14 protein-coding genes are annotated in these 17742 nt (G+C 69.8%); 7 read left to right on the top strand and 7 right to left on the bottom strand.

Annotated features, from left to right (window positions below; translation table 11 throughout):
• Positions 1-57: 57 nt before the first annotated feature.
• Positions 58-948, top strand: a complete 891-nt coding sequence (locus ACZ6S4_RS15815; RefSeq protein ID WP_465475752.1) for an alpha/beta fold hydrolase — start codon at positions 58-60, stop codon at positions 946-948.
• The gene (locus tag ACZ6S4_RS15810; RefSeq protein WP_465475622.1) at positions 840-1496 is read left to right on the top strand and encodes a zinc finger domain-containing protein; all 657 of its coding nucleotides are present in this window, start codon (positions 840-842) and stop codon (positions 1494-1496) included. Before ACZ6S4_RS15815 ends, ACZ6S4_RS15810 begins: the two co-directional genes overlap by 109 nt.
• Positions 1497-1509: 13 nt before the next feature.
• On the opposite strand, the gene ACZ6S4_RS15805 is transcribed toward ACZ6S4_RS15810, so the two are convergent.
• The 6 genes from ACZ6S4_RS15805 to ACZ6S4_RS15780 form a co-directional block, all read right to left on the bottom strand.
• On the bottom strand, positions 1510-2922 hold the full coding sequence (locus ACZ6S4_RS15805) for a serine/threonine-protein kinase (RefSeq protein WP_465475621.1): 1413 nt from the start codon (positions 2920-2922) through the stop codon (positions 1510-1512).
• Positions 2923-3055: 133 nt separating this feature from the next.
• Positions 3056-4135: a sensor histidine kinase gene (locus ACZ6S4_RS15800; protein ID WP_465475620.1), complete on the bottom strand. Its 1080-nt coding sequence runs from the start codon at positions 4133-4135 to the stop codon at positions 3056-3058.
• A 20-nt stretch (positions 4136-4155) separates the two neighbouring features.
• The gene (locus ACZ6S4_RS15795) at positions 4156-4818 is read right to left on the bottom strand and encodes a response regulator transcription factor (protein ID WP_465475619.1); all 663 of its coding nucleotides are present in this window, start codon (positions 4816-4818) and stop codon (positions 4156-4158) included.
• 15 nt (positions 4819-4833) lie between these two features.
• Positions 4834-5517, bottom strand: coding sequence for a VanZ family protein (locus ACZ6S4_RS15790; RefSeq protein ID WP_465475618.1), 684 nt, complete (start codon positions 5515-5517; stop codon positions 4834-4836).
• Positions 5518-5657: 140 nt separating this feature from the next.
• Positions 5658-5861 (bottom strand): cold-shock protein, encoded by a 204-nt coding sequence (locus tag ACZ6S4_RS15785; RefSeq protein ID WP_023361248.1) that lies wholly within the window; start codon positions 5859-5861, stop codon positions 5658-5660.
• Between the two features lie 426 nt (positions 5862-6287).
• The gene (locus ACZ6S4_RS15780) at positions 6288-7301 is read right to left on the bottom strand and encodes a LacI family DNA-binding transcriptional regulator (protein WP_465475617.1); all 1014 of its coding nucleotides are present in this window, start codon (positions 7299-7301) and stop codon (positions 6288-6290) included.
• 293 nt (positions 7302-7594) lie between these two features.
• Here ACZ6S4_RS15780 and ACZ6S4_RS15775 point away from each other — a divergent pair, with 293 nt between their 5' ends.
• The gene (locus ACZ6S4_RS15775) at positions 7595-8563 is read left to right on the top strand and encodes a glycoside hydrolase family 6 protein (protein ID WP_465475616.1); all 969 of its coding nucleotides are present in this window, start codon (positions 7595-7597) and stop codon (positions 8561-8563) included.
• A gap of 364 nt (positions 8564-8927) precedes the next feature.
• Here the strand turns inward: ACZ6S4_RS15775 and ACZ6S4_RS15770 are convergent, their stop codons facing one another.
• A complete protein-coding gene (locus ACZ6S4_RS15770; protein ID WP_465475615.1) occupies positions 8928-10106 on the bottom strand; it encodes a cellulose binding domain-containing protein in 1179 nt (392 codons plus the stop codon).
• 310 nt (positions 10107-10416) lie between these two features.
• Here ACZ6S4_RS15770 and ACZ6S4_RS15765 point away from each other — a divergent pair, with 310 nt between their 5' ends.
• From ACZ6S4_RS15765 to ACZ6S4_RS15750, 4 genes are all read left to right on the top strand, one after another.
• Complete coding sequence (locus ACZ6S4_RS15765) at positions 10417-11646, top strand: RCC1 domain-containing protein (RefSeq protein ID WP_465475614.1); 1230 nt, start codon at positions 10417-10419, stop codon at positions 11644-11646.
• A 39-nt stretch (positions 11647-11685) separates the two neighbouring features.
• Positions 11686-12798, top strand: coding sequence for a glycoside hydrolase family 11 protein (locus ACZ6S4_RS15760; protein WP_465475613.1), 1113 nt, complete (start codon positions 11686-11688; stop codon positions 12796-12798).
• Between the two features lie 457 nt (positions 12799-13255).
• Positions 13256-15304, top strand: coding sequence for a family 43 glycosylhydrolase (locus ACZ6S4_RS15755; RefSeq protein WP_465475612.1), 2049 nt, complete (start codon positions 13256-13258; stop codon positions 15302-15304).
• Positions 15305-15401: 97 nt separating this feature from the next.
• Positions 15402-17738: a beta-L-arabinofuranosidase domain-containing protein gene (locus ACZ6S4_RS15750; RefSeq protein WP_465475611.1), complete on the top strand. Its 2337-nt coding sequence runs from the start codon at positions 15402-15404 to the stop codon at positions 17736-17738.
• Positions 17739-17742 lie beyond the last annotated feature (4 nt).

Genomic DNA, 17742 nt, shown 5'->3' with positions numbered 1-17742 from the left:
CAGCAGTCTCCTACGGTAACCACGTAACCAGGGAACCACCCAAGGAGCGCCGTGACCATGCATCAAACCCCTGCAGATGTGCACCTGCGGCGCGTTCCGCTCAAGGACGTAGAGCTCAACGTTGCGGTCGCCGGGGACGGTCCCGCTCTCGTACTGCTTCATGGTTGGCCCCACACCTGGCAGGTGTGGGCCTCGGTCCTGCCTCGCCTGGCGCAGGAGTACACCGTCATCGCCCCCGACCTCCGGGGTCTGGGCGACAGCTCGCGACCAGTCACCGGGTACGACGCCGGCTCCATCGCCGGTGACATCCGGGGTCTGCTCGACGCCCTCAGCGTCGAGCACGCGGCTCTTGCCGCGATCGACGCCTCCGTCCCGGCCGCGTTCCTGCTCGCGGTCCAGCACCCCGAACGCGTATCCCGGATCGTTTTGATGGAGTCGGCGTTACCGGCCCTCCCTGGGGCAGAAAAGTTCTTTTCAGCAGGGCCTCCCTGGTGGTTCGGTTTCCATGCAGTGCCTGATCTCGCCGAGACGGTGCTGGTCGGCCACGAGGCGGCCTACCTCGACCACTTCCTCCGGTCCGGGACCTTTGACCTCACCGGCGTCGACCCGCAGATTCGCGACGCATTCGTCGCCGCCTACACCGGAAAGGCCGCGCTGCGCGCCGGCTTCGAGTACTACCGTGCCATGCCGGCCAACGCCGAGCTCATCGGCACCCTGCTCTCCGCGGGTGCACGCCTGACCGTCCCCGCACTGGCCATCGGCGGAAACGCCGTAGGAGATGCCCTTCACCAGCAGCTGCGCGTAGTCGCCGATGACCTCACGGGACTGCTCCTTCCACAGTGCGGGCACATCGTCCCGCTGGACCGACCCCAGGCGCTCCTGGACACGCTGCTCGCGTTCCTGCGCCGGCCGGCTGCTGTTCCGGCTCGCAGAAACGGTCCATTCTGAGAAGAGATCCAGCACCCGGGCTGCCGCCGCCGATCCGTTCTCAGAACCCGTTCTCACGCAAGAGTGTTTGCGGCGTGGTTCTGAGAAATGTTCGTGCGCGCATTCTGGGCCTGGTTGGTGCGGAGGGACGCGATCCCGGAACCCGTGACGCCGATGATGTCGAGCGGCACCGGTGCCCGCGCTGTCAGGCGCAGCCCGGCTCGCCGTGCCGGTCGCGCTCCGGCGCGGTGGCCACCTCGTACCACACCGGCCGGTTCACCAAGGTCCGTCGGCTGAGCAAGGAGCTGCGGGTCCTGACCCCGGCCGACCGCGGCCCGGGGCCGGCCGTGGCGACCGGCTTCGCGGAGGTCAGCTTCACCGACGTGCACGAGCCCGTCTACTACGGCCCGGACAGCGCCGCCTTCGAGGCCGTGCGGCGCCTGTGGAAAGTGGCGGCCGCCGAGTCGGCGAACACGCGGCTGCGCACCGTCCTCGACGCCCACCGCAAGGACGACGGCGTGTACTTCGACTCGTGCGCCTGGATCGTCACGGCCCGGCGCGGTCGCTGACGACGGCCGGAGCTCACGAGTCGGCGAGGACGACTTCCTGCGCCGGGTCCACGGCCGGCGGCGACGGGTCCACCGGGTCCGGCTCGTCCGGCGGGTCCGTCGGCTCGGTCGGAGGCTCGGTGGTGGCCGGGGGCTCCGTCGGCTCCTCCGGCTCCGGCTCCGTCGTGGTCGGCGGCGGGTCGCTCGGCGTCGGGTGGGGCTTGGTCGGGCGGGTCGTCGGCCTGGTGGTCGGGGCCTCGCTCGTCGGCTTGGGCTTCGGCTTCGAGTACTGCGGCGGCGTCGTGGCCTCGCGGGTCCACGTGTCGGTGACCCGGCGTACCGGCCGGTCGCTGTCGTCCTTGGGGACGTCGGGCACCGGCTGGGTCGAGGTCGGGGTCGGGACCGGGGTGGTGATGGGCCGCGGAGCCGGGGGTACGGGGGCACCGTCGACGGCGGCCTCCGCCGGCCGGCCGGCCGGGGTCGCGTAGCCGTTGGCCACCTGGAGCCCGATGATGCTCGCGAACGCGGCGGCCACCGCTATCGACGCCGTGATGGCCGCGCGACTGCGGGAGCGCTTGAGCCGTACCGGTGGGATGGTCCGGGTGATCACGGCGGCCGGGCGTACCGTCGGGGTCTTGCCCGCGGCCCGCCGCAGAGTCTCCGCGACCTCGGCCGCCGACGGGCGCCGGGCCGGCTCGTCGGCGATGCAGGCCTCGTAGAGCCGGTTGATCTCGCGGGGGAGCCCGGCGATGGCCGGTAGCCGCGGCGCCCGCTGCTGGAAGCGGGCGGCGAGGATGTCGCCGACGCTGGTGCCCGGCCAGGCGCGGGTGCCGGTGAGGCATTCGAACAGCAGCAGGCCGAGCGCGTAGACATCGGCGGCCGGGTACGTCGGTTCGCCGCGCAGCTGCTCGGGCGCGAGGGTGGCCGGGGTGCCCCAGAGCTGCCCGTGCGCGTCGAAGCTGTTCTGCCCGGCGAGGGCGGCGATGCCGAAGTCGAGGACCTTCACGCCGCCCGGGGTCAGCATGACGTTGCGGGGCTTCACGTCGCGGTGCACCAGGTCCCGCGCGTGCGCGGCGGCCAGGGCGGCGGCGACATCGGCGCAGACCTCGGCGGCACGCGACCATTCGAACGCGCCGGTCGCGGCGAGCCGGTCGGCGACGGTGTCACCCTCGAGAAATTCCATGATCAGGTACGGGACCCGCTGGTCGCCGTCGCTCGCCTCGCCGTAGTCGTAGACGCGGGCGACGTTCGGGTGGCTCAGCGTCGCCGCGGCCCGTGCCTCGCGCAGCACGTCGAGGAACGGCGCGCCGCTGTCCGGCCGGTACGGCGAGAACAGCTTGATCGCGACGCGACGTTTGAGCGTACGGTCGTAGCCGCTGTGCACGACGGCGCTGCCACCGTGGCCGACCGGCTGCTCGACCCGGTAACGACCTGCCAGAGATCGCATGGTCATCCCTCCTGGCCGTCGCGCGAATCCGTCACCCACAGTGTGGATCTTTCCTGGCACCGATCCTGCTGCGAGTGTCGCATGTCATACCCAGTCGCGCACTGGTAGAAGCACGCCTGATTCGCCGGCGGTGTTACGGCGTACCGGGTAGCCGGACGGTGACGTGGAGACCGCCGGTGGGGCCGGGCCGGAGGTCGAGGGAGCCGTCGTGGGCTCGGACAATGCTGTGCACGATGGCCAGCCCGAGACCGGCGCCGGCGTGCTCGTCCGTGCGTACCCGTTCTGTTCCGCGCTGGAACGGCTCGGTCAGCGTCGGCAGCAGTTCGGGCGGGAGCCGGCGACCCGTGTTATCTACCTGCAACACGCTCGCGCCGTCGTGCGACTCAGTACGCACAGTGACGGCGCCGTCGACCGGGACGTTGTGGACAATGGCGTTCTGTACGAGGTTCGTCACCATCCGCAGCAGAAGCTGAGGCGAGCCGTTGGTCCGGGCCGCTCCGCCGGTGACCTCCAGCGTGATCCGGCGCCGTTCGGCGAGCGGCAGCAGCGTCTCGGCCGCTTCCTCGGCGAGCAGGGACAGGTCGACGCTCTCGTGGGCGAAGTCCCCGCGGTCGCCGCGGCTGAGCACCAGCAGGGCCTCGGTGAGGTCGATGGCCCGCTGGTTGACGGTGTGCAGGCGCTCGATGAGCTCACCCCGTACCCGGGTGGGGTCCTTACGGGCGACGTCGAGCAGCGTCCGCGAGATCGCGAGCGGGGTGCGCAGCTCGTGCGAGGCGTTCGCGGCGAACCGCTGCTGCTCGGCGACGTGGGACTCGAGCTGGTCGAGCATCGCGTCGAACGCGTCGGAGAGCTCGCGGAACTCGTCCCGGCGGCCCTTCATGCGGATCCGGTGCGACAGCGACCCCTGGCCGGTGGTCCGGGCCGCGTCCGCGATCTGGGTGAGCGGCGCGAGAATCCGGCCGGCCAGGACCCAGCCTCCGAGCAGGCCGAACACCAGCACGAAGGCCAGCACGGCGGCCGCCCGCGGAGCGAAGATGTGCAGCAGGTTGGACCGGACGGGGAAGACGCCGTCGATGCTCGTGTCGGAGCCGATCAGCAATGCCCGGTCGGGGACGTAACGCAGCAGGAACACCCACACGGCCGCGAGCAGCAGGGCACTGGCCAGCAGAAGGAAAGCGGCGTAGCTGAGGGTCAGCTTGAGACGGACGCTCATCCCGGGTGCTCTGTCCACGCTCACGCCTGATCGATGCGGTAGCCGACGCCGGGCACGGTGGCGATGACCCATGGCTCGCCGAGCCGTTTGCGCAGCGCGGAGACGGTGATGCGCACGGCGTTGGTGAGCGGGTCGGCGTTCTCATCCCAGGCGCGTTCCAGCAGCTCCTCGGCGCTGACGACCCCGCCCTCGGCGGCGACCAGGACCTCCAGCACGGCGAACTGCTTGCGGGTGAGCGCGACGTAGCGCCCGTCGCGGAAGACTTCCCGGCGGAACGGGTCGAGCCGCAGGCCCGCGATCTCGCGGACCGGGGGCCGGGCGTGTCCGCGGCGGCGGTCGAGGGCCCGGAGCCGGAGCACCAGCTCCCGCAGCTCGAACGGTTTGGTGAGGTAGTCGTCGGCGCCGAGCGCGAAGCCGGAGGCCTTGTCGTCGATCCGGTCGGCCGCGGTGAGCATGAGGATCGGGATGCCGCTGCCGGAGGCGACGATGCGCCGGGCCACCTCGTCGCCGGAGGGGCCGGGGATGTCGCGGTCGAGGACCGCGAGGTCGTACGAGTTGACGCCGAGCAGCTCCAGGGCCGCCTCGCCGTCACCGGCGATGTCGGCGGCGATCGCTTCGAGCCGCAGCCCGTCCCGGACGGCTTCGGCCAGGTAGGGCTCGTCCTCCACGATCAGTACGCGCATACCGGCAGCCTATGGTCAGCGCGGTCCGGAGGTGGCCGCTGCCGGTGCGGATCGATGCTGGTCGGACGGTACCTCCGTCGTGGTGCGCCACCAGCGGCGGGATGCCAGCGCGGCCAGCGCGGCGCCGGCCGCGTTGACCAGGACGTCATCCACCGACGACACCCGGTCCAGGCGGAAGACGAACTGCGCGGTCTCGATCAGGATCGAGCACCCGGCCCCGAGGGCCAGCATCCGCGGTACGGAGGCCAGCGCCGCGAACCGCATCGGGGCGAAGAAGCCCAGCGCGGCCAGGATCAGCAGGTTGCCGCCGATCCCGAGCGGTCCCATCGTGATGAGGTCCCGCAGCGGCACCAGACTGACCCGGCCGGGGACGACGCCCGCGCCGGGACCCGGCATCAAGGTCATCCAGATGAACGGCACCGTCCCGTAGACCAGGCCCACCTCGGCCATCGAGATCCGCCAGGCCAGGGAAACGCCGATGGCACGCCGCCGGGAGGCCAGGGCCCACACCAGCAGAGCGGCCAGCGGCAGCCCGACCAGCATCATCAGGATCAGGCCGTTCTCGGTGTCGTAGCAGCCGTGCCACCGGCCGGCCATGCATGCCGGAACGGCCATCACGAGCGGCCGCCGCACGACGAACACCGCGCCCGCGAGGCCGAGAACGGCCAGGCCGACGGACAGGGTTCTCCTGGGGCTCATGGCCTCATTGAAGAGGGCCCGCCGTTGCCGGGGCGTATGCGATTTTTCATACGTCGGCGATACCCGCGGTGCACCTCAACGGGAACGCCGAACGGCGGCCCGGCTGAATCAGTCGGGCCGCCGTCGGCGAAGAGTGAAGGTCAGAGCGGGCGGATGTTCTCCGCCTGCAGGCCCTTCTGGCCCTGGGTGATGTCGAACTCCACCTTCTGGTTCTCGTCGAGGCTGCGGTAGCCGCTCGTCGCGATGGCGGAGAAGTGGGCGAAGACGTCAGCGCCGCCGTCGTCCGGGGTGATGAAGCCGAAGCCCTTGTCGGCGTTGAACCACTTCACGGTACCTGTAGTCATATCTGCTCCTTCGCAGGCTGTAGAGGCCGCACTGTGCGGACTCTGACGCCGCCGCGTTGATTACCTGCGTCGAAACCGACACCCAAAACGAAAGCGCCCGAAGGGTTTTGGATAACCCATCAGGCGCCGGAAAACGTCTACGGAAATCAAAACTGCAACGGGACCACTGTAGCGCACGATCCGGGACAGGCGCAGCGGGGTGCCGGTCCGGCCTCAGAAACCCACGTCGGCCAGGCCCTCGCGGTCTTCCGCGGGCTGATCGGCGGCCTCGGCCCGGGCGGCCGCTCGCCGTCGGGCGCCGGACCGCGGAAGCGCGATGAGACCGACCAGCGCCACGACGACCGCGCCGGCCAGTCAGGGGGCAGCCTCGCCGAGGAGCCCCACGGGTCGTGGCGGGCCTGCTCGACCACGACCCGCTCGGCCCCATCATGCGGAATCGCGCACCACCAGCCTGGTGGGCAGGATGAGCGAAGTGCGTTCGCGGCCGGCGATCAGGTCGATCAACATGCGGGTCATCTCCTTGCCCAGGGCCTGGATCGACTGGTGGACCGTGGTCAGCGGCGGCTGCGTCCGCTCGGCTATGTCCAGGTCGTCGAAGCCCACCACCGCCACGTCGCCCGGTACGGATCGGCCGGACTCGGCCAGCACCCGCAGCGCGCCCGCAGCCATGTTGTCGTTGGCGGCGACCACCGCGTCCAGATCCGGGTGACTGTCGAGCAGTGTCTTCATCGCCGCGGCGCCGCCGGCCTCGGTGAAGTCGCCTTCCGTCATGCCGTACGGGATCAATCCGGCCATGATCATCGCCTCGCGGTAGCCGCGGTAGCGGGCCTCGCCGACCTCCGTGCCGGTCTGGCCGGTGATGGTGACGATGCGGGTGCGGCCCAGGCCGATGAGGTGCTCGGTGGCCAGGCGGGCCCCGCCGACGTTGTCGGAATCGACGTACCACTGCGGTTCGAAGGTCAACGGCCGCCCGCCGTAGACGGCCGGCAGGCCGGCCTGCCGCACGATCCGGGTCAGCGGATCGTCCCCGCGCAGGGCCATCAGCATGATGCCGTCGACGCCACGGGTACGCAGGAGGTTGGTCAGCCGGGTCTGGCCGCGGCCGGAGCTGGCCAGGCACAGCACCAGGTGCAGCTCGGTGTCCTCGAGGGCCGCGGACACGCCGACGATGACCTGCGCGAAGAACGGGTCGGCGAACAGCTCGGGGGCGTCATGGGAGACCGCCAGGGCGACGATGCCCGTCTGCTGGGTGGCCAGGGCGCGGGCCGTGCGGTTGGGCTGGTAGCCGAGCTCCTTGACGGCCCGTTCGACGGCGGCGCGGGTGGCCCGGCTGACGTGCGGCGCCTTGTTGATGGCCCGGGACGCGGCTGAGCGGGACACGCCGGCGCGCTCGGCCACCTCGTCGAGGGTGGGCTGGCGCCGAGGGGTGTCTGCTGCCATCGCGTTGCCGGGTCCTTCCTGCGGGTGGCGCCGGCTGTCGGCTCGGCCCGCGGCGACCCGTCGCCCGGGTGGTGCGGATTCGCCGCTCGATGATATCGACCGCCTCAGCCCCGCGTGATCCATGTCGATGTGGCTGGAAGCGGTCCCAGAAATTGTCGCCATGCGCCTGGGGCGGATGTACCACGACAACGGTCGATCTCTTGACATTACGGGAGTGTTGCCAGACATTGACATCGGCCTACATCTCTGGAAGCGCTTCCAGTTTTCCGCACCGAGACTGAGGAGATCCGCCGATGAAACGACCGACCCGACCCCGGGTGTTCGCCGCCGCGCTGGCGTTGGCGATCCCCGCGGTCCTGCTCGTCGCGCCCGCCGCTCACGCCGATCCGGTCAGCCAGACCAGTGGCTTCTACGTCAACCCCAGCTCCAGCCCCGCGTCGTGGGTCGCCGCCAACCCCAACGACGGGCGCGCCGCCGCCATCCGGTCCCAGATCGCGCAGCGGCCGATGGCCAGCTGGTTCGGCAACTGGAGCGGAGACATCGCGGGCGCGGTGAGCAGGTACGTCGGAGCCGCCGATGCCGTGGACAAGCTTCCCCTGCTGGTGGCGTACAACATCCCCGGCCGCGATGCCTGCGGCGGCCACTCGGGAGGCGGGGCCGGCAGCGTCGGCGCGTACGACGCGTGGATCTCCTCCTTCGCGTCGGCGATCGGCAACCGCCCCGCCGTGGTGGTCCTCGAGCCGGACTCGCTGGGCGACTTCAGCTGCATGAGCCAGGCCCAGATCAACGACCGGGTCGGCATGCTCTCGCGCGCCGCCAACCAGTTCCGCTCCAAGGCGCCCAACACCTGGGCCTACCTCGACGCCGGCAACCCCGGGTGGATCGACGCCCAGACGATGGCGCAGCGCCTCACCATGGCCGGCGTGGCCAACGCGCACGGCTTCGCGCTGAACGTGTCGAACTACTTCACCACCGGCGACAACACCAACTACGGCAACCGGGTCGCGTCCGCGCTGCGGTCGTACGGGTACAGCAAGCCCTTCGTGATCGACACCAGCCGGAACGGCAACGGCGGCAACGGCCAGTGGTGCAACCCCGGCGGTCGCAGGATCGGCACCCCGACCCAGATGGGCGGCGGCGCGGAGATGCTGCTGTGGCTCAAGACGCCGGGGGAGTCCGACGGCAACTGCGGGGTGGGGGGCGGGTCTTCCGCCGGGCAGTTCCTGCCTGAGGTGGCCTACAAGATGATCTACGGGTACTAGCCCAGCGTCGCGAGTCGGCGGTCCCGGTCCGCACGCAGGGCCGGGACCGCCGTTCTGGTTACCGGGGGCTGAGGCGCTCGTGAGCCTGCTCGCTTGTCCTGGGTCGCCTTGGCAGAGCCACCCGGCCTACCCGTCCGACGGTCCTCGCAGCCGGTCGGCGCCGGTGGCTCGCAATACCGCAGGGCAAGGTGGTCGGCCAGCCGTCATTTCAGGCGGCGCCACGGAATTCGCGCGGGCGAATGCCATCCATCCCAGCGGCTCCCGGCTCCGGCCGCCCCGGCGGAGAGCAGGCGTCTCCTCGCCACATCCGGCATGGCGATCCTCCCGGTGGACGCCCGGCGTCGGGCCGCGAACGCGCCCGGATTCAGGTCGCAGCGCAGGTGACGGTCGCGCCGCCGCCGGTTCCGGCTCCTTGGAAGCCGAAACTGGCGCTCTGGCCGGCGCTCAGCCGCCCGTTGTAGCTCTGGTTCGTCATCGTGACGGTGCCGCTGGTGCCGTTCACCACGGCGTTCCAGGCAGAGCTGATGGACGCTCCGGCCGGCAGTCCGAGAGTGACACGCCACCCGTCGAGCGCGGTGGTCCCCGCGGTGACGGTCACAGCGGCGACGAATCCACCGTTCCATTGGTTCTGCACCGAATAGGCCGCGGAGCAGGTGCCGGCACCGTTGCCCGGCGGGGGCGTGGTCGGCGGGGTCCCGCCGCCGAGCGTCAGGTTCTTCTGCTGGACAGTCCACGGGCCCCGGCACAGCCCGCAGTCGGTCCCGACGAAATTCGCGCCCGCGGTGACGTCACCTTTCAGGCGCCATTTGAGATACAGCACCGCCACGCGGCCGAATTCGCCGCCGTTGGGCTGGTCGTAGGTGCCGCCGTGCCCCACGTTCAGGTTGCCCATGAAGGCGGGCAGCCCGGCCGGCAGCTTGCCCCAGTCGTCCATGGCGTTCGGGTACGCGATGTCGCTCGGCCCGCCGATGAAGTAGGCGATCGGCCTGGTCAGCCCGCGTACCTGGTAGTCGTCGGCGTCGTTGAGCAACCCGCTGCTGAAGATCATGGTCGTGGTGATCCGCGGGTCGGCGGAGACGGCGTACGCCTCCAGGCCTCCGCAGGAGAAACCCGCGACGGCGATCTTGCTGGTGTCGAGTTTTCCGTAGTACTTGCTGCCGGGCCGGGTGTTCTCCGCGACGGCCCAGTCGATCGACTGGGTGAGCATCCGGGACGTGGTGGAGCCCGATCCGTTGGGCGCACCGTTGGCGATGGCCAGGAAGCCGTGCGACGAGATCTCCCGCAGGAAGTTGACCTGTGCGGTGCCGCTGGCCACGCAGCCGCCGTTGCCCCACACGAGGACGGGCAGCGGTTCGGACGGCAGCGTCTGCGGCCGATAGATGGTGTGGTCGGGCAGGCCGGCCGAGGTCTCGTAGTCGGCCGGGTAGGGGCCGGAGCCGCCGGCAGCCGCATCGGCCGGGGTCGCGCCGAGCGCTAGGACGGCGGCGGTGAGTGAGACGACGACGGCGGCCAGGGCTGTGCTGATCTTCGATCTTCTCCGCACTTCACCCTCCAGGCGCGGCAATGGGATGCCCTCGGCTGGCCATTGACTGCGGGCAATGTTGCCAGACCATTTTGCCCAGTTCAACGCGAAAGTTGGGGCGGTGAAAAGCGTTATGTCGCGGCATTCGACAGAGTCGGTGGGAGCGCTCCCATGAAAACTCTTGAATGTCTGGAAACATTCTGGCAATCTCCGGAACAGGCGTAACTGCTGTCGCCGCACGCCGTGACCTCAGCCCGGCCCGGCAGCGAGGGGGCGTGTGACGCTGACGCTCCCTGCTGCCGGACCGCCCCCCACCGAGCAGGGAGTACACATGAGACACAGCTTCGCCTCCGGGCGTCGTGACCGCTGGCGCCGGGTCGCCCGGGGCATCGCCGTCGCGGTCGCGACGGCGACCGGATTCGCCGCGCTGAGTTTCGGAGGCCTGACCGGCCCGGCCGCCGCCGCGACCAGCCCAGCCGCGCCCAGCCCCGCAGCGCTGAGCGTCGCGGCCGTCTCTGAGGTCGCCACCGGCTACGGCCACACCTGTGCGGTCCGCACCGACGGCTCCCTGTGGTGCTGGGGCAGCAACTACCTCGGTGAGCTGGGCGACGGCACCACCACCGCCCGGACCACCCCGGTACGCATCGGCACCGCCACCACCTGGGCCAGCCTCGACGCCGGCACCAGCTACACCTGCGGGATCCGCACCGACGGCACCCTGTGGTGCTGGGGCAACAACTTCCGCGGCCAGCTCGGCGACGGCACCACCACGATGCGAACCGCTCCGGTGCAGGTCGGCGACGCCACCACCTGGGCCAGTGTCAGCGCCGGCGACAGCCACACCTGCGCCACCCGGACCGACGGCAGCCTGTGGTGCTGGGGTTTCAACCGTTTCGCGCAGCTGGGTATGAGCTCGGACACCTACATCGCGACCGCTCCGGTACGGGTCGGCACGGCCACCACCTGGGCCGGCGTCGCGACCGGGTACGCGCACACCTGCGCCGTCCGCACCGAGGGCACCCTGTGGTGCTGGGGCAACAACACGGACGGACAGCTGGGCGTCGGCGGTCTGAGCTACCGGGACGCCCCGGCGCAGGTCGGCACCGCCACCACGTGGACCGGCGTGACCGCCGGCTACGCCTACAGCTGCGCGGTCCGCGCCGAGGGCACCCTGTGGTGCTGGGGTGAGAACGGGTACGGCCAGCTCGGCGTCAGCGGAACCCACCAGACCACCCCGGTCCAGGTCGGCACCGCCACCAGCTGGAGCACGGTCCGGGCGGGCTTCGACACGGCCTGCGCGGTCCGGACCGACAGCTCCCTGTGGTGCTGGGGCAACAATTCGACGGGCCAGCTCGGTGACGGCACCACGACCCACCGGTTCGCACCCACCCGGATCGGCACGGCCACCACGTGGGCAAGTGACTTCGCGCCCGGCTACCACATCTGTGGCTTCCGGACCGACGACAGCCTGTGGTGCTGGGGCAACAACGCCAACGGGCAGCTCGGCGACAGCACGACCACCCAGCGTCCGGCTCCCGGCCAGGTGACTCTGCCCGCCTGATCTGCCCGACGTGCTCACGACGAGTAAAGGATGTTGTCCGTGAACGACCATTCCGTTCCACCCCCGGGTCGCCGGCGCGGCCGGCTGAGGACTCTCCTGGGGGGCGTCACCGTCGCCGTACTGGCGGCAGCCTCGATCACCGTGGCCGGCATCGCCCACGCCGACGCCGACCGGACCATCACCTCGAACCTGACCGGCACCCACAACGGCTACTTCTTCTCGTACTGGAAGGACAGCGGCAACGTCACGATGACGCTGGGGGCCGGCGGCAACTACAGCGTCCGGATGAGCGGCATCAACAACTGGGTCGGCGGCAAGGGCTGGAAGCCCGGCTCCAGCCACTCCGTGAACTACTCGGGCACGTTCAACCCGAACGGCAACGGCTATCTGGCGCTCTACGGCTGGACCACCAACCCGCTCATCGAGTACTACGTCGTCGAGGACTTCGGCACGTACAACCCGAGCTCGGGCAGCCAGCGGCTGGGTTCGGTCACCACCGACGGCAGCACGTACGACATCTACCGCACCCAGCGGGTCAACCAGCCGTCCATCATCGGCAACGCGACGTTCTACCAGTACTGGAGTGTCCGCCAGCAGCACCGCAGCAGCGGCACCATCACGACGGCGAACCACTTCAACGCCTGGGCCCGGCTCGGCCTGAACCTCGGCACGCACGACTACCAGATCATGGCCACCGAGGGTTACCAGAGCAACGGCAGCTCCACCATCACCGTCAGCGAGGGGTCCACCCAGCCGACGACCCCGCCCCCGACCACGACTCCGCCGACAAGCCCGCCGCCGACCACCCCGCCGCCGACCACCCCGCCGCCGTCCCAGGGTGGTGCCTGCCGGGTCACCAACACCGTCAGCGCGTGGAACAGCGGGCTGACGGACACCATCACCATCACCAACACCGGTACGGCGCCCATCAACGGCTGGCGGCTGAACTTTGCCCTGGCCTCCGGGCAGACCATCACCAGCGGCTGGAGTGCCACGTACGCGCCCACCAGTGGCCAGGTGGTGGCGACCAACGTCGGTTACAACGCCACCATTCCACCGGGTGGCTCGACGAGCATCGGCTTCCAGGCCAACCACAACGGCAACGCCGCCGCGCCCAGCGGTTTCAGTTTGAACGGCGCCGCCTGCAGCTGATTGTCCGTACCCGCCTGGCCGGAACAGCGAATGCTGCTCCGGCCAGGCGTCTTCATTTCGTCGAATGGTCGGCGGTCACCATTTGTGCAAATGGACAGGCGCATTTCGCGAAAGCGCCGTCGGAAAAGTGTTACGTCGGACCGACTTCGCTGTACATCTGACGTTCGAAGGGTGTGGCGGTCAGGCCGGTTCAGTCGCCCGAGCCTCATTGCAAGCCCCTCATCAGGCAAAACGTTGTTAGGGACAACTTTGAGCGCTGCCGCTCTTGAGTGCAGCGAAACACTCTGGCAACATTGCCATTCTTGAATGTCTGATGTCTGGATCCCCCTTGAGTTCGGCCACCGGGCATCCGTCTTCGGCAAGTTGTGAACGTTCACTATTTCGGGATCCCCCGGCAAGGAGCGGCGAAATGTACGCACGCGGCACACCCCCGAAAAGGCGCTGGCGGCGCGGATACATGGCCATTACCGCAGTGCTGGCCCTGCTGGCCGGTATCGCTGTCACGGTTGTCGCCGCGCCGGCGGCCTCGGCCGCCGCCGTGGACCTGAACGCGTGGTACGTCCTGGTCAACCGCAACAGCGGGAAGGCGCTGGACGTCTACAACCTGGCCACCACCGACGGCGCCCGGCTCACCCAGTGGTCGCGCAACGACGGCAACCAGCAGCAGTGGCAGTTCGTCGACTCCGGCGGCGGCTTCTACCGGCTCAAGTCCCGGCTGTCCGGCAAGGTCCTGGACGTCTCCAACGCGTCCACCGCGGACGGCGGCGCCGTCGTGCAGTGGACCGACAACAACGCCGCCAACCAGCAGTTCAGCATGCAGGACATCGACGGCTACATCCAGCTGATCAACCGCAACAGCGGCAAGGCCCTCGAGGTGCAGGGCGCCTCCACCGCCGACGGCGGCAACATCGTGCAGTACAGCGACTGGAACGGTACCAACCAGCAATGGCAGCTGGTCCAGGTCGGCTCCGGCACACCGACGACCGGCCCGACCACGCCGCCGCCGACCGGGACCTTCACGAACCCGGTGGTGTGGCAGGACTTCGCCGACGGCGACATCATCCGCGTCGGCGACGCCTACTACTACTCGGCGTCGACGATGCACTACTCGCCCGGCGCGCCCATCCTGCGCTCGTACGACCTGGTGAACTGGGAGTACGCCGGGCACTCGGTGCCGCGGCTGGACTTCGACTCCAACGCCTACGACCTCAACGGCGGCCGGGCCTACGTCAAGGGCATCTGGGCGTCGGCGTTCAACCACCGGCCCAGCAACAGCACCTACTACTGGCTGGGCTGCACCGAGTTCAACCGCACCTACATCTACACCTCGGTGTCGATCGGCAGCGGCTGGAGCAAGAAGGCCCGGATCAACAAGTGCTACTACGACGCCGGCCTGCTGTTCGACAACGACACCCCGTACGTGGCCTACGGCAACGGCACCATCAGCGTCGCGCAGCTCAACTCCGACCTGACCGCGGAGGTGCGCTCGCAGACGGTCTACCAGACCCCGTCGAGCATCGGCACCCTCGAAGGCGCCCGCATGTACAAGCGCGGGAACTACTACTACATCTGGCTGACCCGCCCGGCCAACGGGCAGTACGTGCTGCGCTCGACCAGCCCGTGGGGGCCGTACGAGCAGCGCCAGGTCCTGCTCAACCTGCCCGGACCCATCTCCGGCGGCGGGGTCCCGCACCAGGGCGGCCTGGTGCAGACGCAGAACGGTGACTGGTGGTACATGGCGTTCACCGACGCCTACCCCGGTGGCCGGATGCCGACGCTGGCGCCGATCACCTGGAGCGGCGACGGCTGGCCGGTGCTGCAGACGGTCAACGGCCGCTGGGGCGCCAGCTACCCGAAGCCGAACATCAGCACGACCAGGACCGTGCAGTCGATGATCGGCCCGGACACGTTCACCGGCTCCGCGCTGGGTCAGCGCTGGGAATGGAACCACAACCCGGACACCTCGAAGTTCAGTGTCGGCAACGGATTGCGGCTGTCGACGGCCACCGTCACCAACGATCTCTACAACGCCCGCAACACCCTGACGCACCGCATCCAAGGGCCCACGTCCACGGCCACGATCCAGCTGGACTACTCGGCCATGGCCAACGGTGACCGGTCCGGCCTGGCCATGCTGCGCGACCAGTCGGCGTGGATCGGCATCCGCAAGGACAACGGCGTCACCCGGGTCTCGATGACCAACGGGCTGTCCATGTCCACCAGCGGCTGGACCACCACGGGGACCGGCGCCGAGGCCGCCGGCGCGGCGGTGTCCGGCGGCACGATCTGGCTGCGGGCCACGGCCACCATCCAACCCGGATCCGGGCGTACGGCCACCTTCTCGTACAGCACCAACGGCAGCACGTTCACCAACCTCGGCCCGGCGTTCACCCTGAACAACGACTGGCAGTTCTTCATGGGCTACCGCTTCGGCATCTTCAACTACGCCACGCAGGCCCTCGGCGGCACGGTCACCGTCAACCGGTTCGACCTCACCGCCCCGTAACCCCCGCACGCCGTGCGGCCCGGCCCGTCCGCCGGGCCGCCCGGCGCCCCCATACCGGATCCACCGTTTCCCGACCACCTCCGACAGGAGTTCCCCCATGTCGTCCTCCGCTTTCAGCCGCCGTCGCCTGCTCCAGGCCACCGGTGCCGCCGCCCTGGTCAGCACGGCCGGAGCCGGCGTCCTCGACGCCCGGCCCGCCGCGGCCGCGGTCGTGCCGCCGGTGCGTCCGGACATCGGCGCGGCCGCGTTCGCCTTCCGGCCGGGCGAGGTGCGGCTGACCGCGGGCCGGTTCCTGGACAACCAGAACCGCACCCTGAGCTACCTGCGCTTCGTCGACGTCGACCGGCTGCTCTACGTCTTCCGGGCCAACCACCGGCTGGGGACCAACGGCGCGGCGACCAACGGCGGCTGGGACGCCCCGTCCTTCCCGTTCCGCTCCCACATGCAGGGGCACTTCCTGACCGCCTGGGCCCAGGCCTACGCGGTGCTCGGCGACACGACCTGCCGGGACAAGGCCGACTACATGGTGGCCGAGCTGGCCAAGTGCCAGGCGAACAACGGCGCCGCCGGGTTCGGCGCGGGTTACCTGTCGGGCTTCCCGGAGTCGGACTTCACCGCGCTCGAGGCTCGTACGCTCTCCAACGGCAACGTGCCCTACTACTGCGTCCACAAGACCCTCGCCGGGCTGCTCGACGTGTGGCGCCTCACCGGCAACGACCAGGCCCGTACGGTGCTGCTCGCGCTGGCCGGCTGGGTCGACACCCGCACCGCGCGGCTGAGCGCGAGCCAGATGCAGGCCACGCTGGGCACCGAGTTCGGCGGCATGAACGACGTGCTGGCCGACATCTACCAGCAGACCGGCGACACGCGCTGGCTGACCGTCGCGCAGCGCTTCGACCACCAGGCCGTGTTCAACCCGCTCGCCGCCAACGTCGACGAGCTCAACGGCAAGCACGCCAACACCCAGGTACCCAAGTGGATCGGCGCGGCCCGCGAGTACAAGGCGACGGGCACCACCCGCTACCGGGACATCGCCGCGAACGCCTGGTCGATCACCACGCGGGCGCACACGTACGTCATCGGCGGCAACAGCCAGGCCGAGCACTTCCGGCCGCCGAACGCGATCGCCGGTTACCTGAGCAACGACACCTGCGAGCACTGCAACACGCACAACATGCTCAAGCTCACCCGCGAACTGTGGCTGCTCGACCCGAACAACGCCGGCTACTTCGACTACTACGAGCGGGCGCTGCTCAACCATCTGATCGGTGCGCAGAACCCGGCCGACAGCCACGGCGGCGTCACCTACTTCACCCCGCTCAGGCCCGGTGGGCGTCGCGGTGTCGGCCCGGCGTGGGGCGGCGGCACCTACTCGACCGACTACAACTCGTTCTGGTGCTGCCAGGGCACCGGCATCGAGACCAACACCAAGCTGATGGACTCCATCTACTTCTTCGCCGGCACCACCCTGACCGTCAACCTGTTCGTGCCCTCGACGCTGAACTGGTCGCAGCGCGGCATCACGGTCACCCAGTCCACGACGTACCCGGTCAGCGACACCACCACCCTGACCCTGTCCGGCACCATGAGCGGCACCTGGAGCATCCGGGTACGGATCCCGTCCTGGACGCAGAACCCGGTCCTCGCCGTCAACGGGGCCGCCCAGGCAGTCACCGCGGCGCCGGGCAGCTACGCGACCATCACCCGGGCCTGGGCGGCGGGGGACACGCTGACGGTCACCCTGCCGATGCGGGTCGTCATGCTGGCCGCCAACGACAACGCCGGCGTCCAGGCGATCACGTACGGGCCGGCGGTGCTCTGCGGCAACTACGGCAACACCGCGCTGTCCTCGGCGCCGTCGCTGACTGTCTCGTCCATCGCCAGGACGAGCACGTCGAGCCTGGCCTTCACCGCGACGGCCAACGGCACGAGCGTGCCGATCGGGCCGTTCCACGACGCGCACGGCTTCAATTACACCGTCTACTGGGCCAACAACAGCACCCCCGGCGGCGGTGAGACCTACAAGCTGGTCAACGTCGGAACCGGCACGGTCCTGGGCGTGAAGGACATGTCCACCGCCGACGGCGGGCTCGCCGTGGCCTGGGGCGACACCGGGACGGCCGACCACAACTGGGTCAGGATCACCGACGGCACCGCGGTCAGGTTCCGCAACGTCAACAGCGGCAAGGTCCTCGGCGTCGAGAACATGTCGACCGCCGACAACGCCCGGGTCCTGCAGTGGTCGGACAACGGCACCGCCGACCACCGCTGGACGCTGGTCGACCTCGGCAACGGCACCTACAAGATCCGCAACGTCAACAGCGGGAAGCTGCTGGCCATCCTCAACGGCGCCGGCACCTACGGCGCTCAGGCCGTCCAGGACTCCGACAACGGCTCCGCCGACAACGTCTGGCGCCTGGTCAAGCTCGCCTGACCCG

The organism is Actinoplanes sp. NPDC051405 (assembly GCF_055586185.1).
Note: the sequence above shows the minus strand (reverse complement) of the source record. Positions and strands in the feature narration are given on the sequence as shown.